The sequence below is a fragment of the Rhizobium sp. Root1334 genome (assembly GCF_001426665.1).
Taxonomy (GTDB): domain Bacteria; phylum Pseudomonadota; class Alphaproteobacteria; order Rhizobiales; family Rhizobiaceae; genus Pararhizobium.
The window spans coordinates 1-24637 of the sequence record NZ_LMEY01000002.1 but is presented as its reverse complement, the minus strand read 5'-3'; the positions used below and the strand labels follow the sequence as shown (position 1 = coordinate 24637).

20 protein-coding genes and 1 pseudogene are annotated in these 24637 nt (G+C 59.4%); 9 read left to right on the top strand and 12 right to left on the bottom strand.

Annotated features, from left to right (window positions below; all coding sequences use genetic code 11):
* Positions 1-11: 11 nt before the first annotated feature.
* The 6 genes from nosZ to ASD36_RS07535 are packed head-to-tail and all read left to right on the top strand — an operon-like array spanning position 12 to position 6457.
* A complete protein-coding gene (gene nosZ / locus ASD36_RS07560) occupies positions 12-1940 on the top strand; it encodes a TAT-dependent nitrous-oxide reductase (RefSeq protein ID WP_060509595.1) in 1929 nt (642 codons plus the stop codon).
* A 3-nt stretch (positions 1941-1943) separates the two neighbouring features.
* On the top strand, positions 1944-3275 hold the full coding sequence (locus ASD36_RS07555) for a nitrous oxide reductase family maturation protein NosD (protein WP_060509593.1): 1332 nt from the start codon (positions 1944-1946) through the stop codon (positions 3273-3275).
* Positions 3241-4140, top strand: coding sequence for an ABC transporter ATP-binding protein (locus ASD36_RS07550; RefSeq protein ID WP_060509591.1), 900 nt, complete (start codon positions 3241-3243; stop codon positions 4138-4140). The genes ASD36_RS07555 and ASD36_RS07550 overlap by 35 nt, the downstream gene beginning before the upstream one ends.
* A complete protein-coding gene (locus ASD36_RS07545) occupies positions 4137-4958 on the top strand; it encodes an ABC transporter permease subunit (protein ID WP_060509589.1) in 822 nt (273 codons plus the stop codon). Before ASD36_RS07550 ends, ASD36_RS07545 begins: the two co-directional genes overlap by 4 nt.
* A complete protein-coding gene (locus ASD36_RS07540) occupies positions 4955-5536 on the top strand; it encodes a nitrous oxide reductase accessory protein NosL (protein ID WP_060509588.1) in 582 nt (193 codons plus the stop codon). Before ASD36_RS07545 ends, ASD36_RS07540 begins: the two co-directional genes overlap by 4 nt.
* Positions 5537-5539: 3 nt before the next feature.
* A complete protein-coding gene (locus ASD36_RS07535; RefSeq protein WP_060509586.1) occupies positions 5540-6457 on the top strand; it encodes an FAD:protein FMN transferase in 918 nt (305 codons plus the stop codon).
* Between the two features lie 222 nt (positions 6458-6679).
* On the opposite strand, the gene ASD36_RS07530 is transcribed toward ASD36_RS07535, so the two are convergent.
* The 8 genes from ASD36_RS07530 to ASD36_RS07495 form a co-directional block, all read right to left on the bottom strand.
* Positions 6680-7957 carry a pilus assembly protein TadG-related protein gene (locus tag ASD36_RS07530; RefSeq protein ID WP_162252440.1) on the bottom strand — a complete coding sequence of 426 codons (1278 nt, stop codon included), beginning with the start codon at positions 7955-7957 and terminating at the stop codon, positions 6680-6682.
* Positions 7958-8372: 415 nt separating this feature from the next.
* On the bottom strand, positions 8373-9584 hold the full coding sequence (locus ASD36_RS07525) for a cyanate transporter (protein WP_060509583.1): 1212 nt from the start codon (positions 9582-9584) through the stop codon (positions 8373-8375).
* A gap of 108 nt (positions 9585-9692) precedes the next feature.
* Complete coding sequence (locus ASD36_RS07520; protein ID WP_082562699.1) at positions 9693-11483, bottom strand: ABC transporter ATP-binding protein; 1791 nt, start codon at positions 11481-11483, stop codon at positions 9693-9695.
* 32 nt (positions 11484-11515) lie between these two features.
* Positions 11516-11878, bottom strand: a complete 363-nt coding sequence (locus ASD36_RS07515; RefSeq protein WP_060509573.1) for a Rid family hydrolase — start codon at positions 11876-11878, stop codon at positions 11516-11518.
* Between the two features lie 23 nt (positions 11879-11901).
* Positions 11902-12261 carry a RidA family protein gene (locus ASD36_RS07510; RefSeq protein ID WP_200954884.1) on the bottom strand — a complete coding sequence of 120 codons (360 nt, stop codon included), beginning with the start codon at positions 12259-12261 and terminating at the stop codon, positions 11902-11904.
* A 34-nt stretch (positions 12262-12295) separates the two neighbouring features.
* On the bottom strand, positions 12296-13150 hold the full coding sequence (locus tag ASD36_RS07505) for an ABC transporter permease (protein WP_060509568.1): 855 nt from the start codon (positions 13148-13150) through the stop codon (positions 12296-12298).
* 5 nt (positions 13151-13155) lie between these two features.
* A complete protein-coding gene (locus ASD36_RS07500; protein ID WP_060509566.1) occupies positions 13156-14160 on the bottom strand; it encodes an ABC transporter permease in 1005 nt (334 codons plus the stop codon).
* A gap of 78 nt (positions 14161-14238) precedes the next feature.
* Positions 14239-15753, bottom strand: coding sequence for an ABC transporter substrate-binding protein (locus ASD36_RS07495; protein ID WP_060509564.1), 1515 nt, complete (start codon positions 15751-15753; stop codon positions 14239-14241).
* 189 nt (positions 15754-15942) lie between these two features.
* Between ASD36_RS07495 and ASD36_RS07490 the strand changes: the two genes are divergently transcribed.
* Positions 15943-16626 (top strand): TetR family transcriptional regulator, encoded by a 684-nt coding sequence (locus tag ASD36_RS07490; RefSeq protein WP_060509563.1) that lies wholly within the window; start codon positions 15943-15945, stop codon positions 16624-16626.
* Positions 16627-16732: 106 nt separating this feature from the next.
* On the opposite strand, the gene lhgO is transcribed toward ASD36_RS07490, so the two are convergent.
* From lhgO to ASD36_RS07470, 4 genes are all read right to left on the bottom strand, one after another.
* The gene (gene lhgO / locus ASD36_RS07485; RefSeq protein ID WP_082562711.1) at positions 16733-17941 is read right to left on the bottom strand and encodes an L-2-hydroxyglutarate oxidase; all 1209 of its coding nucleotides are present in this window, start codon (positions 17939-17941) and stop codon (positions 16733-16735) included.
* A gap of 72 nt (positions 17942-18013) precedes the next feature.
* Positions 18014-19270 carry a UDP-N-acetyl-D-mannosamine dehydrogenase gene (wecC, locus tag ASD36_RS07480; protein WP_060505017.1) on the bottom strand — a complete coding sequence of 419 codons (1257 nt, stop codon included), beginning with the start codon at positions 19268-19270 and terminating at the stop codon, positions 18014-18016.
* Positions 19263-20093 carry a WecB/TagA/CpsF family glycosyltransferase gene (locus tag ASD36_RS07475; protein WP_060509558.1) on the bottom strand — a complete coding sequence of 277 codons (831 nt, stop codon included), beginning with the start codon at positions 20091-20093 and terminating at the stop codon, positions 19263-19265. Before ASD36_RS07475 ends, wecC begins: the two co-directional genes overlap by 8 nt.
* Before the next feature lies 1 nt (position 20094).
* Entirely contained in the window at positions 20095-21486 is a 1392-nt protein-coding gene (locus ASD36_RS07470; RefSeq protein WP_244489760.1) for a hypothetical protein, read from the bottom strand.
* 249 nt (positions 21487-21735) lie between these two features.
* Between ASD36_RS07470 and ASD36_RS07465 the strand changes: the two genes are divergently transcribed.
* A complete protein-coding gene (locus ASD36_RS07465) occupies positions 21736-22674 on the top strand; it encodes a glycosyltransferase family 2 protein (protein WP_082562696.1) in 939 nt (312 codons plus the stop codon).
* Positions 22675-23269: 595 nt separating this feature from the next.
* Positions 23270-24637 (top strand): annotated as a pseudogene (locus ASD36_RS31260) (hypothetical protein); the annotation flags it as partial.

Here is a 24637-nt window from a genome sequence, read left to right as displayed (position 1 = left end):
GGAGTCCGATTATGGAATCGAAGGAAAACAAAGGATTGAGCCGCCGAGCGCTGTTCAGTGCCACAGCGGGCAGTGCCGTTTTGGCCGGGACGATGGGTCCTGCCGCATTGGGCCTCGGCACAGTGGGGCTGGCGACCCCGGCGCGCGCCGCCACCGGCGCCGACGGGTCGGTCGCACCCGGCAAGCTGGACGACTATTACGGCTTCTGGTCCTCGGGCCAGACCGGCGAGATGCGTATTCTCGGCATCCCCTCCATGCGTGAACTGATGCGGGTACCGGTGTTCAACCGCTGCTCGGCCACCGGCTGGGGCCAGACCAATGAATCGATCCGCATTCACCAGCGTTCGATGTCGGAAAAGACCAAAAAGCAGCTTGCCGCCAACGGCAAGCAGATTCACGACAACGGTGACCTTCACCACGTCCACATGTCCTTCACCGACGGGAAATATGACGGCCGCTACCTGTTCATGAACGACAAGGCCAACACCCGCGTGGCGCGGGTGCGCTGTGACGTAATGAAGACCGACGCTATCCTCGAAATCCCCAATGCCAAGGGTATCCACGGCATGCGTCCGCAGAAATGGCCGCGGTCTAACTATGTGTTCTGCAACGGCGAGGACGAAGCGCCGCTCATCAATGACGGCTCGACCATGACGGACGTGTCAACCTATGTGAATATCTTCACGGCTGTCGATGCGGACAAGTGGGACGTGGCCTGGCAGGTGAAGGTATCGGGCAATCTCGACAATTGTGATGCCGACTACGAGGGCAAGTGGGCGTTCTCCACCAGCTACAACTCCGAAATGGGCATGACGCTGGAGGAGATGACCAAGTCCGAAATGGACCATGTCGTCGTCTTCAACCTCGCGGAGATCGAGAAGGCAATCGCGGCCGGCCAGTACGAGGAGATCAACGGCGTCAAAGTGGTGGACGGGCGCAAGGAGGCCAAATCCCTCTTCACCCGCTACATCCCGATCGCCAACAACCCCCATGGCTGCAACATGGCGCCGGACAAGAAGCACCTCTGCGTCGCCGGCAAGCTGTCGCCCACCGTCACCGTGCTTGATGTGACGAAGTTCGATGCCATCTTCTACGACAATGCCGAGCCCCGCAGCGCCGTGGTGGCGGAGCCGGAACTCGGCCTCGGTCCGCTTCATACCGCCTTCGACGGACGCGGCAACGCCTACACCTCCCTCTTCCTCGACAGCCAGGTGGTGAAGTGGAACATCGACGAGGCCATCCGCGCCTATGCCGGCGAGAAGATCAATCCGATCAAGGACAAGCTGGACGTTCAGTATCAGCCCGGCCACTTGAAGACGGTGATGGGCGAGACGCTGGATGCCGCTAACGATTGGCTCGTTTGCCTGTGCAAATTCTCGAAGGACCGCTTCCTGAACGTCGGCCCGCTGAAGCCGGAAAACGATCAGTTGATCGACATTTCCGGCGACAAGATGGTGCTGGTGCATGACGGCCCGACCTTCGCCGAGCCACATGACGCAATCGCCGTCGCCCCCTCGATCCTGCCGAACATCCGCTCGGTCTGGGACCGCAAGGATCCGCTATGGGCCGAAACGCGCAAGCAGGCCGAAGCCGACGATGTCGACATCGACGAATGGACCGAGGCGGTGATCCGCGACGGCAACAAGGTTCGCGTCTACATGACCTCGGTCGCGCCGAGCTTTAGTCAGCCGAGTTTCACGGTGAAGGAGGGCGACGAGGTCACGGTGATCGTCACCAATCTCGACGAGATCGATGACCTTACCCATGGCTTCACCATGGGTAATCACGGCGTGGCGATGGAGGTCGGGCCGCAGCAGACGAGTTCCGTCACCTTCGTCGCGGCCAACCCCGGCGTCTACTGGTACTACTGCCAGTGGTTCTGCCACGCCCTGCATATGGAAATGCGGGGGCGCATGTTCGTGGAACCGAAGGACGCCTGAGCGATGATACGTCTGTCCGTTCTCCTGACCGGCCTTCTTCTCGCGTCGCCGCTTACAGCGGCGGAGCGCGCTGTTGTGCCGGGAACGGGCAGCCTCGCGGCGGCCATCGCCGGGGCTGCCCCCGGCGATGTGCTGAAACTGACCGACGGGGCCTATCGCGGCCCCGTCATCGTCGACCGTCCGCTCACCATTCTCGGCCCCCGCGGAGCGGTGGTGGACGGAGAGGGCCAAGGTAGCGTGATGACGGTTTCCGCGCCGGATGTGACCTTGACAGGCTTTACCGTCACCGGGTCCGGCCGGGTGAACCAGGACCTCGATTCCGGCGTGAAAATCCTTCAGGGCGCCGACCGCGCCCATATCAAAAAGCTACTCGTCACGGGTAACATGCATGGCATCGACGTGCATGGCGGCCGAAACGCCACCGTCGTGCAAAACGAGATCATCGGAACGAACAGCCCGCGCATGAACGAACGCGGCAACGGCATCTACGTCTGGAATAGCCCCGGCACGCTGCTGGAGGGCAATTCTATCCGTTACGGCCGCGACGGTATCTTCTCCAACGCCAGCTCCGACAGTGTCTATCGCGGTAACATCATGCGCGACCTGCGCTTTGCCGTGCACTTCATGTACACCCGTAACACCGAGGTTTCCGGCAATGTCTCCGTTGGAAACCATCTCGGCTTCGCCATCATGTTCTCCAACCGGGCGAAGATCCTCAACAATCTGAGCCTTGGCGACCGCGAACACGGGCTGATGCTGAACTATTCCAACAATGCCGACGTTACCGGTAACCTCGTGCGCGGCGGTACGAAGAAATGTTTCTTCATCTACAATGCCCACAAGAACCTCATCTGGGATAACCGGTTCGAGACCTGCGGTATCGGCATTCACTTCACCGCCGGATCGGAGAAGAACGTGCTGACCGGCAATGCCTTCATCGCAAATCGCGAGCAGGTGAAATATGTCGGCACCCGCAACATGGAATGGAGCCATGAGGGTCGAGGCAATTTCTGGTCCGACCATCCTGCCTTCGACCTGAACGGCGACGGCATCGCTGACAGTTTCTACCGCCCCAACGACCTGATGGACCAAATTCTCTGGTCCCAGCCGGCGGCGAGCCTTTTGATCGGCTCGCCCGCCATGCAACTCGTACGCTGGAGCCAGCGGGACTTTCCCGCCACGCTGCCCGGAGGCGTGCGCGACAGCGCGCCACTGATGCGCCCCCTGACCATATCCGTCCCTCCCGAAATTCTTGGCTACGAAGCCGAGGCCGCCGGTCGCTGGGCCGAAGGAAATTATGATGACACCGACCCTGACAATCTCTCGGCTCACTAAGCGGTTTCAGTCCGTCGAAGCGTTGAAGCAGGTCTCGCTGACGCTTGCGCCGGGAAAACGTGCGGCGCTACTCGGCCACAACGGCGCCGGCAAATCGACGATGATGAAGATCGTGCTTGGCCTCATTCCCTTTGATGGCGGCGAGGTGTCAGTCTGCGGCGCTCACCCTGGATCGGCATCCGCGCGGGTACAGGTCGCCTATCTGCCGGAAAACGTCGCCTTCCATCCGGCCCTTACCGGGGAAGAGCAGCTGCGCCACTATCTGGCCCTACGCGGCGAAAACCCGAGCCAGGCCACGGAGCTTCTTTCCCGCGTAGGTCTGACCCATGCCGCTCGGCGGCGGATCGGCACCTATTCCAAGGGCATGCGCCAGCGTGTGGGCCTGGCCCAGACGCTGATCGGCCGTCCCCGTCTGCTGGTGCTGGACGAGCCAACCTCGGGCCTCGACCCCGTATCGCGACGCGACTTCTACGATCTGCTCGACGGCCTTTCCGCCGAGGGAACCGCGATCCTGCTCTCCTCCCATGTGCTGACGGAGGTGGAGGCCCGCACCGACCGCATCCTCATTCTTTCTGGCGGGGAACTGGTGGCGGAAGGTACGCTTGCGGATTTGCGCACCCGCGCCGCGCTGCCGGTCGCCTTCTCTGTTCGTCCCGCGCCCGGCCATGCGGCATCCCTGGCGGCGGTTTTTCCCGAAGGCGTGCAAGGGGATGACGGTCTTTTGCGTCTTTCCTGCTCGCAGGCGGAAAAACTGCCGCTCCTGGCCCGTATCGCAGCGCTTGAGAGCGCTGTTGCCGATCTCGATGTGATCCCGCCCAGCCTTGAAGACATCTATAGCCATTTCAGCCGGAGGGATGGACAATGAGCCGCATCCTCGCCACCGCGATGAGCGAATTCCGCATCGCCTTCCGCAATCGCTGGGTCACCATCGCCACCGGAATGATGGTGCTGTTCGCGCTGGTTCTGGCCGCCGCTGGTTCTGCCCCGACGGGCGATGTCGGCGTGGACCGGCTCTCGGTGACCGTTGCGTCCTTGACGTCGCTTGCCGTCTATCTGGTACCGTTGCTGGCGTTGTTGATGAGTTTCGACGCGGTGGCAGGCGAGGTGGAGCGTGGCACGCTGCCGCTTCTGCTTACCTATCCTGTTTCGCGCCTGCAGATCCTGCTCGGAAAGCTGTTGGCCCACCTGGCAATCCTCGGTCTTGCGGTGACGCTCGGCTATGGCGCGGCAGCACTGGCGGCCATCTGGTCAGATCCAGGCGCAATCGCAGGGCTTGGCTCGCTGTGGCGGCTGATCTGGTCTTCGGTCTTGCTGGGGGCGACCTTCCTCGGTGCGGGTTATGCGCTCTCCGCGCTGGCGCGGCGCCCCTCCGGGGCGGCGGGATTGGCCATAGCACTCTGGCTGGTGGCCGTTGTGCTCTACGACCTCGCTTTGCTGGCGCTGATCGTCACGGACGGAGGCGGGGCTTTCACGACGCATGCCCTGCCTGTGGCACTGCTCGCCAATCCGGCCGACGCCTTCCGCGTCTTCAATCTTTCGGCAGCGGAAGCTGTCTCCGTTGCCGGCGGCATCGGTGGCGCCGCGGGCACAATCCCCCTCGGGCAATCGGCCGCTTCTCTTCTTTTATGGCCGCTTGCCGCCATCGCATTTGCCGTCGCAGCCTTCCGGAAGGTGATGCCATGAGAATCCGCCTTCGCCCCGTACTGCTCGTAGCAATGCTCGCGCTGTTGTCCGCCTGCAAGGAGGACGTGGCCAATAATACCACGCCGCAGGACCTGACACCCGAGACCCTCGGCCATTACTGCCAGATGAACCTTCTGGAGCATCCCGGCCCCAAGGCCCAGGTCTTCCTTGAAGGCAATCCCGCGCCGTTGTTCTTCAGCCAGGTACGCGACGCCATTGCCTTTATGCGCGGACCCGAGCAGATCGCACCAATCCTCGCCGTCTATGTCAATGACATGGGGATTGCCGGAGCAACGTGGGATAAGCCCGGTGACGGCAACTGGATTGCCGCCGACAAGGCATTCTACGTTGTCGATTCCGCGCGGCGAGGCGGCATGGGCGCGCCGGAGACAGTGCCCTTTTCCAGCCGGGAGCGCGCTGGCGCTTTCACCCTGACGGAGGGCGGCCATGTGCTGGCGCTTGCTGATATCACCGATACCATGGTCCTGGCCCCGGTGGAAACCGATACGGAAACTGCACCTGACGACGATGATTATCTCGGCCGTCTGCGCGCCCTGCCAAATCCAGCCGGAGGTTGACCCATGATGCTGACAAGACGCCGCCTGCTCGCCATTTCCGCCGTTATGGCCGCTCTGCCTGCCGCTGCCCACGCCAAGACGGGAGCCAGCCGGCTCTGGACCGGCCAAGCTCTCGGCGCACGCGCCTCGATCAGGCTCGACCATCCCGAGGCCGAAGCCATCACGACCCGCGTCGTGGCCGAGATCGAAAGACTGGAAAACATTCTCAGCCTCTACCGCACGCAAAGCGCGCTTTCCCGGCTGAACAGCGAGGGCCATCTCGACGCCCCGCCCTTCGAACTGCTGGAATGCCTGTCAATCGCCGGCGCCGTTCAGCGAGCGAGCAACGGGCGGTTCGATCCGACCGTGCAACCTCTCTGGACGCTCTGGGCAGAGGCCGCCGCACGGAGCAGCCGACCCGATGCGCGGGCCATCGAAGAGGCGCGGCGCAAGACTGGTTGGGACAAGGTGAAACTCGACGCTGCGGCGATCACTCTGCAGCCCGGCATGGCGCTGACGCTGAACGGGATCGGTCAGGGCTACGTCGCCGACCGGGTTGCCGTGCTTCTGGAAGCCGAGGGCCTGACCGACATTCTGATCGACACCGGTGAGTTACGTGCCCTCGGAGGACGGCCCGAGGGCGGCGAATGGCCGGTGCGACTGGAAACTGGCGAACATTTGGCGTTGCGCCAGCGCGCGCTCGCCACATCCGCTCCTCTGGGCACGACCTTCGATCAGGCTGGAAGAGACGGACATATCCTCGATCCTGAGACAGGAATGCCTGCGCCAGCAAAATGGCGCGCAATTTCGGTATCAGCCCCTTCCGCGGCCATCGCCGATGCACTGTCGACAGCCGCTTGCCTAATGCCCGATGTAGAACCGATCCACGCCATGATGGGCCGCTTTGAACAAGCACGCCTGGAGGTCTGGTCTGCCACCTGAGTGGAGGTCTTATGAAGGAGTAATCCCCTCATTTCTAATGGGCCTGCACAGCATTGTTCGTTGATAAAAGTGGCCACAGCATTGAACAAAACGAGCCACGCCGGCTGTTTTCGTGGCGCCGTAGAGTTAGCCGGCGGCGATCGAGCCGTGCGACCTTGTAGCGTGACACACGCTGCTCGATCCTCTTTATCACCGCACCAGTTTCCGGGTGCGGTGTCAGCACTATTCCACCAGCCGGATACCGCGGCCGCCGGACAGCCCGGTGGGTATAAAATCATTCCCGTCTTGCGTCGGTTTCTTGAAGAGCGCCGTGCCCGATACATAAAGGTTCAACACTTTGGCGATCAGCGCCGTATAGCTCGATTCCGTATTGAGGCTGCCGCTGACGTTCCAGTCGATTACCGCGTATGGCAGGTAGATCAGGCCATTGTAGAAGCTACCCGCAGATGTATTGATACGGAATTGCACATTGCTATCCATTGCCTTGCGCCCTTGAAACATCAGGATACCGGCATGCTCACCCTTGGTCGGAGCCGATACTTGCAGGATCGCGGCACCGTTTAACAGCAATGGTGACTGCGCATCTTCGAAATAGAACTGAACGTCCTTTCCTGTCACCCTGGCGGATGTGTTCAAGGTGAAGGCACCGTCTCGAAAAGCGTATACGCCAGGCTTCAGCGTAACCTCGTCGGCGGCGTTCACCGTCAGGCCACCACAATATACACCCGGTTCAATTGACATCTTTGCCTGACTGTTGATCGTCTTCAGGCCGTTCGAGGTACAGGCAGCCGTTCGCGCATCTGGCTCAGGCATGCCAGCCAGAGGATCGGGGACAACGGGAGAGCCATCCACAGGCGGCGGCGAGATCATTTTGCCTGACCCAAGCTTGGACTTGCCGTTGACCGCGATCGACGGTGCAGAGAACTTGCCCTGATTTTCAATGTAGAACGCCCGTTGCGTATGCGACGAGTTCACCTGAAAACCGCACTCATTGATCACCGAGTTCGCATTCACGATCTTCAACGCATCGGCCTTGGCCGGATCGAGGATCAGGATGCAGGCGGGACTTCCGGCCTTTCTGGCAGCCTTCGCCAAGACGGAAATTGGTATCGTTTTGAACCCGAACATCTGCATGACGGCGGTTCGATAATCTTCTTCGACAACAACCGCGACGCTGTCACGTTCGACAGTGACTTGATGCTCCCAGGTTGGTGTTTCCTCAGCGCCCTTCATGGTGTCAGCACTCAGGTGTGCGTCAAGAAGACCATAGGCGACGGTGTTCTCCGCTCCGGCGCCATCTGCTGCTGCTGCCAACGCCGCTGCATCGGCTGCGTTCTGCATATCGGTCTTGCGGCTGAGGGCCGCTGCAAAGTCGATGGCGACGCCGACAGCAATCATCAGCGGTATCATCACCAGCGCGGCCATGAGTGCAAAATTGCCGGATCGGCAACGTAACAAGGCCAACGCCCGGCGAGTGGCCGGAAATCCCAGGATAGTCATGTCATAAACTCTGCAGCGAAAGGAAAGGATGCACTTACTCTTCGGGCAGTGTTTATTTACAACCATTTAATCCAGAGCGGCAATTTACGGTATACGAAGGCTCGACCCACACTGATCCACATGCACCGAAGTGCGATGACGGCGGGGATCATCAAACCGTTGTGTGGCCTCGTTTTGAAATCCCCAAGGGACGAGCTTGTCATCGGTGATGGGCGACGCAACCTCGACCCCGACCCCGACATCGCCCCCACCTTGCGGAGCCTGATGTCGCGGTCGGACAGGTTCAGCACCCGCCAGAACCGCTGGAGATCGCATCTACATCTGTGCATTGGAGAATGCGTCTCAATAGCTGCAGCAACTGGCGAAGTGGAGCGTATTCCAGGCTAAGGTTTAAGCACACCACAGGATGCGTTCTCTACGGCCCGCCAGTCCCGGCGGTCTTTGGGACAGTGCGCAGCGCAGCCGCATAACCGTGGGGGGCCAGTCGCATGGTCAGAATGAATGCAACCAGGATACTGCCCATCTGCCATTTCCAGCCGGCGGCAAATCCGCCCGTCAAATCGTGGAGGCCCGAAACGATCAGGGGTGGGCAGGCCGCCAGGAGGAAGCCGCCGCCTTGCATCAGCGCTGAAAGCGCACTCGCCGATGCTGGGTCCGAAAAATGGTCGAGCGCCACCACCATGGACAGGGCAAAGCACCCGCCGAGCCCGATGCCAACCAATGCGACAAACAGAAACGGTGCGGAGCCGGGCACAGTCGCAAAGCCGGCAAAACCCGCAAACTGGCACGCAAGCGTCAGCCACAACCATGGCCGGCGATCCAATCCGGTACGCCACGCCAACGCCGGCAAGATGAGGGCAGCGGCGGCCTGGCAAATGGCCATCACCGCAAGCAGGCTGCCGCTCGCCGATGCACTCCACCCGAGGTGCTGATAGGACGGGGCGAGCCAGACCACGACCGACGTATAACCGCCATTGACCAGACCAAAAAACGCCATAAGCAACCAGGATCGTGGCCTTGCAAGCAAATTTCTGACTATATTTTCCTCCGAAATTCCGGGGCCTTCGATGGGAAGGGCAAACCATGCGATTATTGCAGCCGCCAACCCCAGGATCGCCAGCGAACCCAGCCCGAGATGCCAGCTTCCTGTCATTTCCATAAGCAAGGGAGAGGCTTGCGCGCCAAGCGCGCCCCCGCCCAGCAGCGTGGCGGAATAGAGTCCCATGATGGGGCCAGCACGATGCGGGAGCTCCCGTTTGATCATGCCCGGGAAGATCGCCTGGACGATTGCAACACCGAAACCTATCACGGCCGCGCTGCCCACCATGGCCCATGCGCTGGAAACGAAGTACCGCAAGAGCGTCCCGAAAGTGATAACGGCAAGCGCAAAGACGACCGATGGACGTGCTCCGGCGAGCCGTTGTAGAGCCGGGCCGAGGAATGCGAAGCAACCCATCAGCAGCATCGGCACGAACGTGAGCATCGCAAGGCCATGCGACCCGAGGCCGGTGGCTGCGCGAATGGTCTCGGCAAGTGGCCCGACGCTGGTGATAAACGGGCGAAGATTGAGGCCGATAGCCGCGACGGCAATCAAAAAAAACCAACGCGAGCTGTAATGGCCCTGCATGTGTCTGTCCTGTCATCGGCTCTGTTGCCGGCACTGGAGTTTAGGTCCGGATCCCAAACGGACCGAACGAATACCCGAGTGGAATGCCGGCTCGCGGCCGAAGGATGGCTAGGCTATGCGGGCATAATGTTCGAAGCCGACCACTTTCAAGGGCGGCGTCTCATGCCGATAGCCTGGCGGACGTATGGGGCTCTTGAGCTCCCGCGCGCCAATTACGCGGCTACGGCGTTGATCCGGGTGCACGATCGGCACGGCGGCCAACAGCCGCTGGGTGTATGGATGCGCTGGCGAACCCAGGACGGCGTCTCGCGGACCGATCTCGATGATTTCACCCAGATACATCACAGCGATGCGATCACTGACACGCTCGACGACAGCCATATCGTGAGAGATGAACAGGATGGAGATCGCAAACTCCTCCTGAATTTCTGCAAGCAGGTCGAGGATTTGGCCCTGGATGGAAACATCGAGCGCAGAAACCGGCTCGTCGGCGATGATTACCTTGGGGTTCAATGCCAGAGCACGGGCGATGCAAATGCGTTGCCGTTGGCCACCCGAGAACTGGTGCGGGTAAAGGCTCGCCTGCGCCCGGGTCAAGCCAACCCTATCGAGAAGGCTGAAGACGCGATCCCGGATTTCAGACGAGGTTCCAAGACGATGGATGCGCAACGGCTCGGCCACGATCTGCTCGATGGACATGCGAGGATTGAGCGACGCGTACGGGTCCTGGAAGACCATCTGGATGCGCTTGCGCATCTGCGTCATTTCGGATGCTCCGACGCCTTCAAGATTTCGCCCCTGAAGCAGCACCTCGCCGCCGTTCGGCCGGGCGAGGCGCATGATGCTTTTGCCGGTCGTCGATTTGCCGCAGCCGCTCTCGCCCACCAGCGACAGCGTCTCCTTTTCTCGAAGATCGAAGGACACGTCTTCGACCGCGTGAACGTTGGCGACGACACGCTGGAACATGCCTTGCCGGACAGCAAAGCGCGTCACAAGATTGCGGACGCTGAGGACTATCTCCGGATTGACCGCATGCCCGGGCGGCGGTGTTGGAGTCTCAACCACGCTTAGCGGGCCACATTCCAGCCGGTTGCTGAGCTTTGGCGCCGCATCGAGCAGACGGCGAGTATACTCATGCTGGGGCGCATTGAAGATGGCATGGACATCGCCGCTTTCCACCACTTCACCGCGCAGCATGACCACGACCTTGTCGGCGATCTCGGCCACGACACCCATGTCATGGGTGATCAGGAGAATGGCCATGCCGGTCTCACGTTGAATGGCCTTCAGAAGCGCAAGAATTTCGGCCTGCACAGTCACGTCCAATGCAGTCGTCGGCTCATCCGCGATGAGCAGGTCCGGCTTGCACAGGATGGCCATGGCGATCATGACCCGCTGGCGCATGCCGCCCGACAATTCGTGCGGATATTGTTTCAACCTGCGCACGGGTTCGGGGATACGCACTTGCTCCAGTGCGCTCAGTGCGATCTTGCCGGCCTCAGCCTTGCTGGCCTTGCGATGTTTGACTACCACCTCGCACAATTGCTGGCCTATGGTCAGCACGGGGTTGAGAGACGTCATCGGCTCCTGGAAGATCATGGCAACACGGTCACCCCGCACGGCCTGCATGCGTGCTTCGCCAAGGGCCAGGAGATCGGTCTCGACACCCGGCCCTTCGCTCAGCATGGCACGACCGCGCACGATCTCCGCACCCATGAACTCGACCAGCCGCATGATGGATTTGGCCGTAACCGATTTACCCGATCCTGACTCTCCAACGATCGCCACGACCTCGCCGCGGCCGATGGCCAAGTCGATGCCCTTGACGGCAAGCGCACCATCCGGCACGCCACGAAACTTCACGGCAAGATCGGAAATCCTGAGCAGGTTCTCGGTCACGGTCGTCTCCAGGTTTGGCAGTTGATGCGGTATCAGCAGGCGGCGTAGGCGCGGATTTCAACCGCACAATCGCGACGCGCCGCATGCCCTGTCACGATCGAAAGAGCTGGCACGCCTTCGGGATCGATCCAGTCGTTCCACAGCTCGCAAAACGCCGGGTACTCGTTCATGTCAAACAGCCAGACCTGCACCATGAGGATCTGCTTTCGCGACGAGCCAACGCTCTGGAAATACTCTTCGATGGCATTGAGGATCTGCAGCGACTGATCCTTCAGGTCACCGGTCTTGTCCGGGGCGGTCAGGCACACGGATGCCAGCGTGTCGGACGCTTTGCCAAGGCATATGCGTGGCTGATGGCCAGCGCCATCCTTCTTCCCGAGTTCTCTCAGTTCCATGGGGTTCTCCTTCGGAAGGCCGGTCAGGCGCGGTAGGCGATGACAACCGCCTCGACGAGAACGTCCGAACGGTAGAGCTCTCCGCTGACGCAAGTCCGCGCCGGTGGATGCGCCGGGTCTGCCCATTCGTTCCACACGGAATTCATTGCCCCGAAATAGCGCATGTCCTTCAGCCACACATGCACGACAAAAATCGACTTGTGGTTGGATCCGGCTGCTTCCAGCAGACGATCGACGCTGCGTAGAACCTCGCGTGTCTGCTCCTTGATGTCGCCGCTGGTGTCCGTTGCGTGGACACCCGAAAGGAAGACCATGTCGTTATGGACAACGGCCATACTCTTGAGGGCGCCGTCCGCCATCGATGTTTCAATACGTTCAACCAATGCGATAATCCTTCTTTTCTTGAATTTGGAACCGTCACGCGCGGCTCAGACGGGGATCGAGATGCGTTCTGAGGACATCACCCAGGAGGTTGATGGCGAGAACGGTGCAGAAGATGCAGAGGCCCGGAAACAGAGCCATCCACCATGACGTGCTGATATAGGCGCGCGCATCCGACAGCATACCACCCCAGGTCGGGGTCGAGGCCGGTACTCCAAGGCCCAGAAAACTCAGGCTGGATTCGGCGATGATCGCGGTCGCCATGGCGAAGGTGGCAACGATCAACGCCGACTGGATGAGATTGGGCAGGATGTGCGTACGCAGGATCCGGCTATCGCTGGCGCCAAGCGAGCGGGCCGCCGAAACGAATTCCCGTTCACGCAAGGTCAATGCTTCGGCTCGAGCAAGGCGGCAATAGGGGATCCAGCGCTGCGATGCCAGCGCAACAATGAGGATGCCAAGTCCCTGGCCGAGAAAGGCGACGATGGAAATGGCGAGCAGGAGAGGCGGGAATGCCCAAACGACTTCCAGAAATTTCTGAATGATCGAATCAACGCGGCCACCGTAGTAACCGGACGTTACGCCCAGTGTGACGCCGACCACGCCCGAAAAGAGAACGACGGCGACAGCAATCAGCAGAGAGACGCGTGAACCGTAGATAATGCGGCTCATCATATCGCGCCCGACATGATCGGTGCCGAGGAAATGCGGCCCGGTCAGTTGCGGCGGCGTCATCGCAAGCATCAGATCCTGGCGGTTCGGGTCAAACGGTGCAATCAACGGAGCAAAAGTAGCAGCCAGCAACAAAAGACCGATTACGACGAGGCTGAAGGCACCTTTCGGCGACTTTAGCGCCTGTGCGAGCTGTCGAGTTTTGGAGGAACGAACCATCTTAGTCACCCCAGACGGATGCGCGGATCGACGACGGTGTAGATCATGTCGATCGCGAGGTTGATGAGAACGAACATCGTCGTGTAAACGAGAACCAGGCCGGTGATCAGGGGGAAATCGCGGAACGAGATGCCCTGCAGCAACAGGTAGCCGATGCCCGGCCAGGCGAACACGGTTTCAACGATGATGGCGCCACTGATGAGCGTACCGAATTCGAGGCCGATAATCGTGATGACGGCAATGAGCGCATTGCGGAAAGCATGACGCCACAGCACGACACGTCCTGACATGCCCTTGGCGCGAGCCGTCATGACATAATCTTCCTGCAGGTTCTCCAGAACCGAGGCGCGGGTGATCTGCATGATGATGCCGGTCATGTTGGTGCCCAGCACGACGACGGGAAGCGCGAGATGGCGAAGAGCGTCCCACAATGCGTCCCAACGCCCGGCAATGATGGAATCGATCGTCAAGAATCCCGTGACGCGTTCGACATTCAGGCCCCAGGTTTCCCGGCCGCCAGAGGGCAGCAGGTTGAAGGTTCCCGCAAACAACAGGATCAACAGTATGCCGAGCCAGAAGTTCGGCAGACTGATCCCGAAGAATCCACCGATCGAGCCGATCGTATCGATGAACGAATTGGGCCGGCTGGCCGCCCAGACGCCGAGAGGGAGACCGATGCCAACCGCCAACAGCGTCGAGTAGATGGCCAGTTCCAGGCTCGCTGGAAGGCGCTGCAGGATGAGATCCATGACCGGCTCGCGATAGCGGAAGGATTGGCCGAAATCGCCCATCACTGCGTTCTTGAGGAAGGTCAGGTACTGGACGTAGACCGGCTGGTCGAGACCCCAGGCCGAACGGATCGCCAGCCTGACCTCTTCAGTCGCCTCGTCGCTTACCAACATGTCCACCGGATCGCCCGGGGCGAACTGGACCAATGCGAAAATCAGAAGCGAGACCATGAACAACACCGGAATGGTGCCAGCCACGCGTCTCAGCGTGTAGCCAAGCATGGAAGATCCTTGGAGCTCTTGAGGAGGGAGGCGCCGGGGCAACGTGTCAGACCGCCCCGGCGTGAAAGGTGGTCGCGGCTAGCGCAGATGGATTTCCCAGCCGTTGACCCGGTCGGCCTTGCTCGGCTTGTAATCGACACCCTTGGCCACGCCCCAGGAGAGTTTGTGCAGCCACAAGAAGCAGGCCGGAGCATCTTCTGTGATGGCCGCCATGGCCTTGGAGAGCATGGCAATGCGCTTTTCAGGATCGAATTCCTGGCGTTCGGCCTGAAGCAAAGCATCGACCTGAGGATTGGAGTACTTCAGCCGAGGCGAGGCATCGGTCTCGAAATACTGCGCCAGCGCCGGCGAAGGGTCGAGCATGTTGCCGCGGCCCATATAGTAGAATGGGGTTTCGCCACGCTGAACATTGGTCCACAGGGTTCCCCATTCGGGCGTCTGGAGCGTCGCCTTGAAGCCTACATCCTCAAGCATCGGGATGACTGCCTCGGCGATCTGACGATCGGCGATGTAACGGCCGACCGGCGAATAGAGATCAACGGCCGCGCCAACGGCGCCGGCTTCTTCGAGCAGTTTCCTGGCTTTCTCCGGATTGTAGTCGATCGGCGACACATAGCCTGGATCAAAACCAAACTGGCCCTCGCCCACCGGTCCATTCAGAAGCGTCACCTGATTACCGAGGATAGCTCTGGCAATACCTTCGCGGTTGATCGCGTGGCAGACCGCCTGACGCACTTTCGAATCATCCCAGGGCTTAGTCTTAGGGCTCATCGCGATGAACATTGCCTCTGCGGAATCGACCATCTCGGCCGTCGCGTTCGGCAACTGCTGGACCCGGCCGACGAGCTGCGGAGGAATTCCCTGGGCAATCTGAATTTCCCCATTGGCCAGCGCCGTCACCCGCTGCTCAGGCTCAGCCATCATGCGGTAGATGATCCGCTTCGGGTTGGTCGGCTCCACCATCGGGTGATCATCGACACGTTCGATAACGATATGGCTGCCAATACCGACCTCGACGAGCCGGTAAGGACCGGCGCCAAATGGATATTCGCGATCGGCCGCCTTCGCACCATGCTGATCGTAGATTTTCTTGGAAGTGACCTGCATCGTCGCCAGATAGTTCGGCAGCGTCGCCATCTTCTGGGTTGTCGTGATGCGCAAACGGCGCTCGTCGAGAATTTCGGCCTTTTCGATGTACTGTACCGAAGCCTGGGACATGCTCTCCGGATCATTGCGCGAGCGGTCGATCGAATGAACCACGTCCGCGGCAACGACCGGCTCGCCATTGTGGCGCTTCCAGTCCGACCGCAGCGTCAGTATCCAGTTCAAGTCGTCTTCCGGCTCCAGGCTCTCGGCCAGGAAAGGAACAAACTTGCCGGTTTCGAAATCCCAGCGCGTCAGGCAGCCGTAGACCTGACACCAGATGGAACCGATGAGGACCACGGAGTCCGCATAAGGATTGTTCCCGGTAATGCCCTCCGTAATTGCAACCGTGATTTGGTCGGCTTTCTGCGCCTGCGCCTGCTGTGCAGCTCCACCGGCCATCGCGGCAACGGCGCCACCCAGCAATAGAATTCTCTTGAATGCCTTCATCACAAGCCCCTCCCCTCTTTCGCCCGCCTTCTCCAGGCGGACGCTCCTCAAATTCGCTCTTTGCCCCGCAAAAAGCAGCTCCTCTTTTTTTGTAAGTATGCTATTACTTACTTAGTTGTCAATTGCCTCGATGACCAGATGCGATAGAAAGATTCACTGCCGATTGGCACAATGAAGGATGGATGCAGAATGAGTGACGCGGGCAACGGTGATCACCAGCAGGAAACAACAGGCACTCGCTCGCGCAACGCCCAGGCGACGCGGAAATCCATCCTCGAAGCGGGAATAGTGGAGTTCTGCGAACACGGCCTGAGCGGCGCCAGTACCGCCCGCATCGTCGAGCGCGCGGGGTGCAATATCCGGATGCTTTACCACTATTTCCAGAGCAAGGAGCTGCTCTACAAGGCCGCTCTCCAGGACGTTTACGACGACCTGCGCAGCAAGGAAGCCGGGCTCAACATTTTGGACCGCGACCCGGTAGCAGGAATCGCGGCGCTGACCGCCTTTACCTTCGATTACATGGCGGCAACGCCTGCCTTTATCAAAATGGTTCTGGCGGAGAACCTGTTGCAGGGAGAGTTCATCCGCACGATAGAGAGCATACCACGATCGTCGCGGCCGCTGATCGGCTCCATCCAGACACTGCTTGATCGAGGCGAAGCCAGTGGCGAGATCCCGCCGGGCATCGACGCCATGCAACTCTACATATCGATTGTCGCGTTGAGCTTCATTCACATCTCCAGCCGCTACACGCTGTCGGTCACATTCGGCGTTGACCTGTCCTCGGACCGGATCGTCACCGAACGACGGCAGCATGTCGTCGACCTGATTGAAACGTATGTGAGGTCAACGCCAGCTCGCCTTGTGGTTTAAGCATCCACCAAGGCCCGGCGCAGACTGGCATCCAAGGACACAATATACGCGCGCGGCCGCGCTGGGCCCCTCAGGAGAGTCGCTGGAGGTCAACTGCCGGAGGACGTCACGAGCATCCGAAATGCACCTCGGCGATATCGGCGATATGCTTGCCGATCGGCAGCGCCGAGGTGGCTGCAGGGGATGGGGCGTTGAGCACGTGAACCGTACGGGCCGTGCGCTCGATTAGAAAGTCATGCAGCAGGCGGCCGTCGCGGCTGACCGCCTGGGCGCGGATGCCTGCGGGATGCGGATGCAGATCCGCCAGCTCGAGCTCTGGGCAATAACGTTGGCACAGCGCAAGGTATCGGCGGCGGCTGAGCGAATTGGCCATCTCACCCAATCCATAGCGCATGTTTTTTGCAATGACGTGGCGAAACCCAGTGAAACGTACCATCTCCCAGAGATCCCGGGGATTGATGTTACCGAAAGTGTAGCCATTGCGGGCAAAGGCCAGCACGGCGTTGGGGCCGACCGTCACGAACCCGCCGATCATCGGCGTCAGATGCACCCCAAGGAATGGCAGGGATGGTTCCGGGATGGGATAAATAAGGTGTTCGACGATGCGGTTCTTATCGGCGCCGAGACGAAAATACTCGCCGCGGAAGGGAACAATTGCAATATCCTTGGCAAGGCCGCACATTCGCGCCAGACGGTCTGCGTTGACGCCTGCACAAACAATCACATGGCGGGCCGTGAGCAGCATTCCCGTGTCGAGCGTAATCTCCACGCCGCCTGCTTGCTCATCGATGCGGGTAACGTCAACATCGGTCATGATCGTGCCATCGGCTTCGAGAAGAAGCGCACCCATACGCCGCGTCACTTCGCCATAATCGACGATCCCCGAGGCTGGAATGAAAAGAGCTGCGACACCGGCAATATGTGGTTCGCGTTCCGTCAACTCAGCCTTGCTGACACGATGGACCTCAAGCCCGTTGGCGACGGCACGCTCATGGAGCTTTTCCATGCGTGGCAACTCTTCTAGGCTGGTGGCCACGAGCATTTTGCCACGCTGTTCGAAGCGAATGCCATAGTCCTTGCAGAACTGCATCGTCGCAGCGCTGCCCTGCCGGCAGAATTGTGCTTTCAGGCTGCCAGGTTCATAATAAACGCCGGCATGGATAACACCGCTGTTGCGCCCGGTCTGATGACTGGCAAGCATCGACTCCTTTTCCAAGACGGCGACGGTAAGGCCTGGAAATCGTTGTGACATCTGCATGGCTGTCGATAACCCGACAATGCCACCCCCGATCACCACGATATCGAAATCCGCCACGCGCTCGAAACTCATTCTGCCCGTTCCTGTCGTATCCGCAGAAAGCCTTTTCTTGCTACAGTATTGGCTGCTTCAGTGCCAAGCGCCGCGCGTATCGTAAATGACCTTTCCCGCCAGGCGGGTGTGCCTCATGGCCTTGAATGGTTCGTGCTCGACGAGAAGCACCACGATGTCCGCACGCTCCACCGCCTGATACGCACCCTCGAGATGGAGATTATCATACTTGGACAACAATCCTGGCATAGCACTGACATAGGGATCCGCTACAAGAATCTCCACATCCGGCAGCGCCTGTGCAATGAGCCCGACGACTTCTATAGCGGGGCTTTCGCGCACATCATCGACATTTGCCTTGAAGGTCAGGCCCAGGCAGGCAACCGTCGGCGAACGGAACCGCTTTGCCTTTTCCACCACCTGCCCGGCGACGTGATGCGGCCGATGATCGTTGACCTCACGCGCCGTACGGATCAAGCGTGACAACTGGGGTGCCGCGGAAACGATGAACCAGGGATCGACCGGGATGCAATGCCCGCCGACACCCGGTCCCGGGCTGAGAATGTTGACGCGCGGATGCCGGTTGGCCAGGCGGATGACTTCCCAGACGTCGATATGAAGGCTTTCGCTGATCAGGGAGATTTCATTGGCGAAAGCAATGTTGACATCGCGATAGGCATTTTCCACCAGCTTGGCCATTTCAGCGCTTGCCGCATCGGTTAAGAGGATCTCGCCTTGAGCGAACAGGCGGTAAATGGACGCCGCCTTCTCCGCGCATCTGGGCGTCAAGCCTCCGACGACGCGGTCGTTGGTGATCATCTCGATCATGATGCGGCCGGGAAGAACGCGCTCGGGGCAATGTGCGACAAATATGTCGGCGCCGGTTTCGCCATCACGCGGCATTCTCAGGTCCGGGCGCAGGGCTCCGATCCAGTCTCCGACTTTCTGTGTAGTTCCAGGAGGGGACGTGGACTCAAGAACGACAATGTTTCCGGGTTTCAGCCTTGGAGCGATCTGCTCCGCAGCGGCTTTCACATAGGACAGGTCAGCGGTCCGGTCCTCGTTGAACGGCGTCGGAACGGCGATGATGAAGGCTTCTGCTTCCGGGGTCTCCGTCGTCGCGGTCAGCCGGCCCATGGCGACGGCACCGCTGACAGCCACGGCCAGATCCGGTTCGACGAACGGTACTTCCCCGCGCGACAGGGCTGCGACGGTGGCCGGATTTATGTCGACACCGATCACATCGACGCCGCGCGTCGCGATCGCCACAGCCGTGGGCAACCCGATATATCCCATGCCGAGAATGGCAACTCTGCTCTTGAATACGTCACTCATCGGCAATGCTCCGAAGTTGCTTTTCTGGCATAATGGACTTGGCGGGCGCCACATTCCGGTTCGCGCCAAACCTGAATGCACGCGCGGGGTGAAACAGTTCACGGGCGGTGAGCTGGACGAAGCTGGTATTGGTCTTCAGGTAGCGCCACATCAGCCGGCGCGGCTCCTGCAGCAATCTGTACGCCCATTCCATTCCGGCTTTCTGCCAGGCGACCGGCGCACGTTTAGTCAGACCGGCCATAATATCAAAAGAGCCGCCGACGCCATGCAGCACTGGAACGTTGAGCAACGAGCCATAGGAGCCCAGAAATATTTCCTTCTTGGGCGATGTCATTCCCAGAAAGAGCATATCGGCACCGGAATCTCGAATATCGGCGGCGATCTGGCCTGCTTCTGCGGCTTCATAATATCCATGGTGGCTATAGACGATCCTCAAGCCGGGAAAACGCTGCGCGATAACACGCCGCATTTCCTTCAAAATCTCGGGCTTCGCGCCCAGCAGTGCAATGGACCGGTCGTCGCGATGCGCGAGAAAAAGAAGACGCGTGAAGATATCGATGCCTGCCACGCGTTCCGGCAAAGGCCGGCCGAGCAACTTGCTTGCCCACACGATGGATTGACCATCCGCCAGCAAGAGATCGCATTCCATCAGGGATTCGCGCAGGAGTGAATTCCTGTGAAGTTCGACAATTTTTGCCGCATTAAGCACCCCCAGAAGGATTGGCCGGCGTGTTGTAAGCGCCGTGCGGCATCGCTCGATGACATCGTCCATGCGCATGGCGTCCATATACATGCCGAACAGAAGTTGACGCTGCCCTTGCATATCAAATCTCCTTGGACACTGCAGGCATCTCCCCTGCCGGGCTAAGGGAAAGCTGTGCGACCACGCCTCCCGAAAGCCACGCGTACATCAACCAGCCGAGTTCATAGGGCCGGCATTCATAGTCCACACAGATCGGCGGGAAGAGCCTATCAAGGCCGGGAACATGCAACCCCGGCATCAGAGCCGTCGTCACGGCGGATATCGCCCTGACTATCTTGCGGGGTTCGCGGCGCCCCACCTTGCGCCAGATCACACCTTTTTCCGCTGCGACGAGCGGCGTCGAAACCTCAGGGTGCTCGTCGAGCCACCGCATGCCTTTGATGATCGCTTGCGAGTGGTCGGTGCCTCCGGCCTCCCGGAGCTCGAGCAGCGCCATCGGGGCCATCGCGTGCTGATGAACGCTGTAAACCGGATAGCCCTCGACGACACCGCCGTTGCGCGTATCGTAATGCCACCACCATTGGCCGGCCGGCCCCTGCAGCGCGCAAATGCGCTCTGCACAGGCTTCCGCTGCCGACAGAGCTTCGATGTTCGGCTGTGCTGCATGAAGACGGGAAAATGCCTGTATCGGGTAAACCTGATCGGCAAAACACCCGATATGAGCCCGGAAACGCCCGCTGGCCGATGCGGGAAGCATATGTGGAAACAGGCCGGACGAGGACCGTCCCGACATCAGCCTTTTCGTTGCCAGGGAAACGACGTCGCGTGTGTCCCCGAATTGCCGCGCGGCCAGGCCGGCACTCAATGCCCATGCGCAGTCTACAGTCGCAATGGACGTATCTGAAGCGAGTATCTGTACCAGCTGGCGAAACAGCGGCATTGAATGGAACCGCCCAGCCTCTGCTGCGGCCCAGGCAGCAAGCGCCACCGCGCCCATATCGGCGGACGTCGTGGCACGAACCACACACGCATTTGCAAGATCGAGTACCGTATTGCCGCCCAGTATCTGTTGCTGCGTGGTTCTGTCGACTTGGAACAGTCCAAGCGCGGCGATGGCGGTATAGCGGAGGCTGTCTCCTTCAAGATGTTCCGTCCAGTGCAAATCTGTTTTGACCGCTCGCAATGTGTGCCCGAACGCGCCGCCCCGGTGCATGCGTGGCAAGCCTCGCTTTGCAATCTTCAAAAAACGGCTGGCCTGGGTTCTTGTCTGAGGCGAAACTGATCCAAGGACCTCCAATCGGTCAAGCGCGTCTCGTCCGGTTTGCTCAACGGCAGGCGGGTGCTGTCCGATGCTGTCCAGTGCTGTATTTCGGGCTCTCGATGGCAATGAATGCTTAAAATCAATTGGCATGAAAGCTCCTGATAACTTGCCGCTGAACGAAAAGGCAGTTGACCAAAGATCGGCGCAAAGACGCTGGAAATACCTATCAAAGCCGTCGGTTGCTGCAGACATGCTAGAAAATCCTGACAGATATGCCAGCGCACTCAAAGACTTACAAAAGCGCCACCGGAGCATGCAGGCACTGGTCCCGGCATGCACCGATAGTATTACCCGGACGGGCCATCATTCGGCTTTGGGATGAGCGCAGAGCTGGACGGGACTTACCCTCTACCTCTCTCTGCAGTGTTTTAACGCCGACCCTTTTCCAATAGGAATGGCAGAACTCCCGCTCGCGGGTCTCGCCGGACATGGGGGCGCGAAATGGATGGTTCGATAAAGCAAAGAGAGCCTCTGACTGACGACAGGATCGTCCCAGGCACCTTGGGGACGCGAAAACTCTCGATCGTCACCGTTGCCTACAACAGCGCTTCGGTGCTGCCGGGTTTGCTGGATTCTCTCCGCGCCGGTCTTGAAGGCATTGAGCAATATGAAGTGATTGTCGTCGATAATGACAGTCACGATCATTCTGTCGAACTGGCGGCTGCACACGAAATCGGGGCAAGAGTCATCGTAACCGGCCGCAATGGCGGCTATTCCGCAGGGATCAACGCAGCCACCGCGACGATTGATTCCTCTTCGGATCTGCTTGTTCTCAATCCGGACATCCGTCTGCAACCCGGCTCGATAAGCCGCTTGTACGCAGGCATGAACAGTTCTTCGGTTGGGGTAGCTGTGCCGCAAGTCCGCGGTGAGGACGGTGTTGTCGCCAAATCCATTCGCCGTGAGCCATCGATAACAACGGCGTGGTCCGAAGCGCTGCTGGGAGGAACACTAGCCGCCCGCATGGGATTGGGTGAAATCGTCGATAAGGCTTCATTGTACCAGGATGGAGGACATATCGAGTGGGCCACCGGTGCTATCCTACTGGTCACGGCTCATGCGCGCGCGGTGATTGGCGACTGGGATGACAGCTTCTTCCTCTACAGTGAGGAAGTCGACTATCTTCAGCGCGTTCGAGCTGCGGGCCTGGACGTGCTCTATGTTCCCTCGTCTCAGGCCATCCATATCGGCGGGGATTATCACAGCAGCGATTTTCTCACCGCGCTCATGACGACCAATCGCATCAAATATTACCGCCGCCATCACAGCGCATTCGCCTCGGCATTGTTCCGATCGGGTATCATTGCCGGAGAAGCGATGCGCCTGGCCATGAAATCAGGTCATCGCGCCGCCGCGTTGAGCGCTGCATTCGGCCGTTAGCCGCGCCCAGCTCACGGCCACGCGGGCAGTTCAGAGCTCCTGTTCGGGCTCACCAGCGAATCACGCGGCCAACCAAGCTCTATAATCCCCTTCAATTTCTGTATTTTTTGGCACGCTTGGTAAGCAGCCGGCGGCCGAAAATCCGGTTGATCCAACCGTTCACAAATCCCTATGGTTGCGTAGAATAAATTTTTTAAAAAAAGATACGAGCTTTTCCTCGTCTGCGACGTCATTGAGCTTCTGAAATTCTTCAGTAATTTTTTGCAAGTCTTTTCAGAGGGATTGCCACACGTAAGGTTGCATTTTCGCGTAACGATTTAAAAAACCTGCGATATTTTAATTTCCGTTGAATGGCCAGAAATTTGGCAAGCATATCAAACGGAAGCGGCATTTTAAGGATTTTGCGGCAATATTAAGTCTGAAATTAGGCACCTTGCCCCAATATACCGGGTTAATTTTAGCCTCGTTGCGCCATCTTAAAAGTTGCATTACTCCTCGCTGTTATAAGCTTGGCTTACCTAAAAAGAGGTAGCCGGCTTACCCGTAATACCATCTTGAAACGGGGTTAACGGCTGAGGAGAAAGGCGATAGCACAGTGGCACGAACACTTCTGAACACAACCAGCAGCGGTTTTTTGACCGAGGATGCCATTCAGGCGAATTCTCTCGACGTCATTGATCTGAACAAGGCGAGCGAGGATCAGCAATCAACGGTTCCGTCCAAAACCACGTTCAATGACTCCGCCCATCTCGGCGATCACGACGTGATGGAGGGGTTTAGCGCTCGTGACGTTGGCGATGAGAGCACTACCGCTGAACAGAATTCGCTTCACTTCCTCAACAATTCATCAGCCCAGGTAAATGCTGCCCCCTCTGAAAGTAGCTGGAGTGGTATCTCCAAGGCCGGCACGTCGATCGAAACCGAGGAAACCGTAGGCTCTCAACCCGTGTTGAAATCCGCAGCCGCTATGAGCGCGACAAGCACCAGCGCGGTCAGCGTTTCTTCCGTCGCCGGCACGAATGCCCCTACAGCGACAGCAGCGACAGCAGCGACAGCAGCGACAGCAGCGACAGCAGCGACAGCAGCGACAGCAGCGACAGCAGCGACAGCAGCGACAGCAGCGACAGGGTTTCCCGACGAGACCAATACCGGCGTCAAGGCCGGAGTCCCGATGACGAAATATACCGGCTCTCTTCATATTACGACGGACAACGCCGTCATCAGCAATATGGAAGTGACTGGCGATATCATCATCGATGCCAAGAATGTTACGCTGAGCAACATCAAGCTCATCTCCAATACGGAGTGGCATGTCCTCAGGGTCATGGATGATGCGACCGGCTTTACGCTCAAGGACAGTGAAATCGACGGGCGTGGCTTGAGCGATAATGGCGTCTACGGCCATGGGACGTTCTTGCGCAACAACATTCATGATGTCGAGAATGGTATGACCCTGTGGGGGCCTTCCTCCGTTCAGGACAATTACATTCACAACCTTCGGAATGGAAAAGCAGACCCGCACTACGACGGTATTCAGGTCAACGGCGGGCACGATATCGATTTCATCCACAACACGATCATCAACGACCACAACCAGACAGCCGCCTTGATGCTGGAAAACACCTTCGGTGGCCTGGCCAACATCACCGTCGACAACAACCGGTTGGTGGGTGGCGGCTATACCGTCTATCTCGACGGGCGCAAGGGCGGCGGCGCCGTCGTTGAAAACACGATCAAGATTACCAACAACCAGATCGGCGGCGGTTACTGGGGCGATTTTTCGCTATATGGCAGCAAACCGATCCTATCTGGGAACACTGGTCTGGGCACAGTGCCGCAGCCTCCCGTTCCTACTGGCGCGACAAGCGGGGATGACGTTCTCACCGGCACGGCAGGGATCGACTCGATTGACGGCCTTGCCGGCAATGACACCATCAGCGCCCTTGCTGGCAACGACACGCTC

Excerpts from the sequence above, each read along its gene's own strand:
- wecC (WP_060505017.1), bottom strand. The coding sequence starts at position 19,270 with ATGAGTGACGTATTCAAGAGCAGAGTTGCCATTCTCGGCATGGGATAT.
- ASD36_RS07550 (WP_060509591.1), top strand. The coding sequence starts at position 3,241 with ATGACACCGACCCTGACAATCTCTCGGCTCACTAAGCGGTTTCAGTCC.
- ASD36_RS07465 (WP_082562696.1), top strand. The coding sequence starts at position 21,736 with ATGGATGGTTCGATAAAGCAAAGAGAGCCTCTGACTGACGACAGGATC.
- ASD36_RS07545 (WP_060509589.1), top strand. The coding sequence starts at position 4,137 with ATGAGCCGCATCCTCGCCACCGCGATGAGCGAATTCCGCATCGCCTTC.
- ASD36_RS07505 (WP_060509568.1), bottom strand. The coding sequence starts at position 13,150 with ATGGTTCGTTCCTCCAAAACTCGACAGCTCGCACAGGCGCTAAAGTCG.
- ASD36_RS07525 (WP_060509583.1), bottom strand. The coding sequence starts at position 9,584 with ATGCAGGGCCATTACAGCTCGCGTTGGTTTTTTTTGATTGCCGTCGCG.
- ASD36_RS07470 (WP_244489760.1), bottom strand. The coding sequence starts at position 21,486 with ATGTCTGCAGCAACCGACGGCTTTGATAGGTATTTCCAGCGTCTTTGC.
- ASD36_RS07535 (WP_060509586.1), top strand. The coding sequence starts at position 5,540 with ATGATGCTGACAAGACGCCGCCTGCTCGCCATTTCCGCCGTTATGGCC.
- ASD36_RS07495 (WP_060509564.1), bottom strand. The coding sequence starts at position 15,753 with ATGAAGGCATTCAAGAGAATTCTATTGCTGGGTGGCGCCGTTGCCGCG.
- ASD36_RS07530 (WP_162252440.1), bottom strand. The coding sequence starts at position 7,957 with ATGACTATCCTGGGATTTCCGGCCACTCGCCGGGCGTTGGCCTTGTTA.
- ASD36_RS07475 (WP_060509558.1), bottom strand. The coding sequence starts at position 20,093 with ATGCAAGGGCAGCGTCAACTTCTGTTCGGCATGTATATGGACGCCATG.
- ASD36_RS07540 (WP_060509588.1), top strand. The coding sequence starts at position 4,955 with ATGAGAATCCGCCTTCGCCCCGTACTGCTCGTAGCAATGCTCGCGCTG.
- ASD36_RS07500 (WP_060509566.1), bottom strand. The coding sequence starts at position 14,160 with ATGCTTGGCTACACGCTGAGACGCGTGGCTGGCACCATTCCGGTGTTG.
- ASD36_RS07490 (WP_060509563.1), top strand. The coding sequence starts at position 15,943 with ATGAGTGACGCGGGCAACGGTGATCACCAGCAGGAAACAACAGGCACT.
- nosZ (WP_060509595.1), top strand. The coding sequence starts at position 12 with ATGGAATCGAAGGAAAACAAAGGATTGAGCCGCCGAGCGCTGTTCAGT.
- ASD36_RS07515 (WP_060509573.1), bottom strand. The coding sequence starts at position 11,878 with ATGGAACTGAGAGAACTCGGGAAGAAGGATGGCGCTGGCCATCAGCCA.
- ASD36_RS07555 (WP_060509593.1), top strand. The coding sequence starts at position 1,944 with ATGATACGTCTGTCCGTTCTCCTGACCGGCCTTCTTCTCGCGTCGCCG.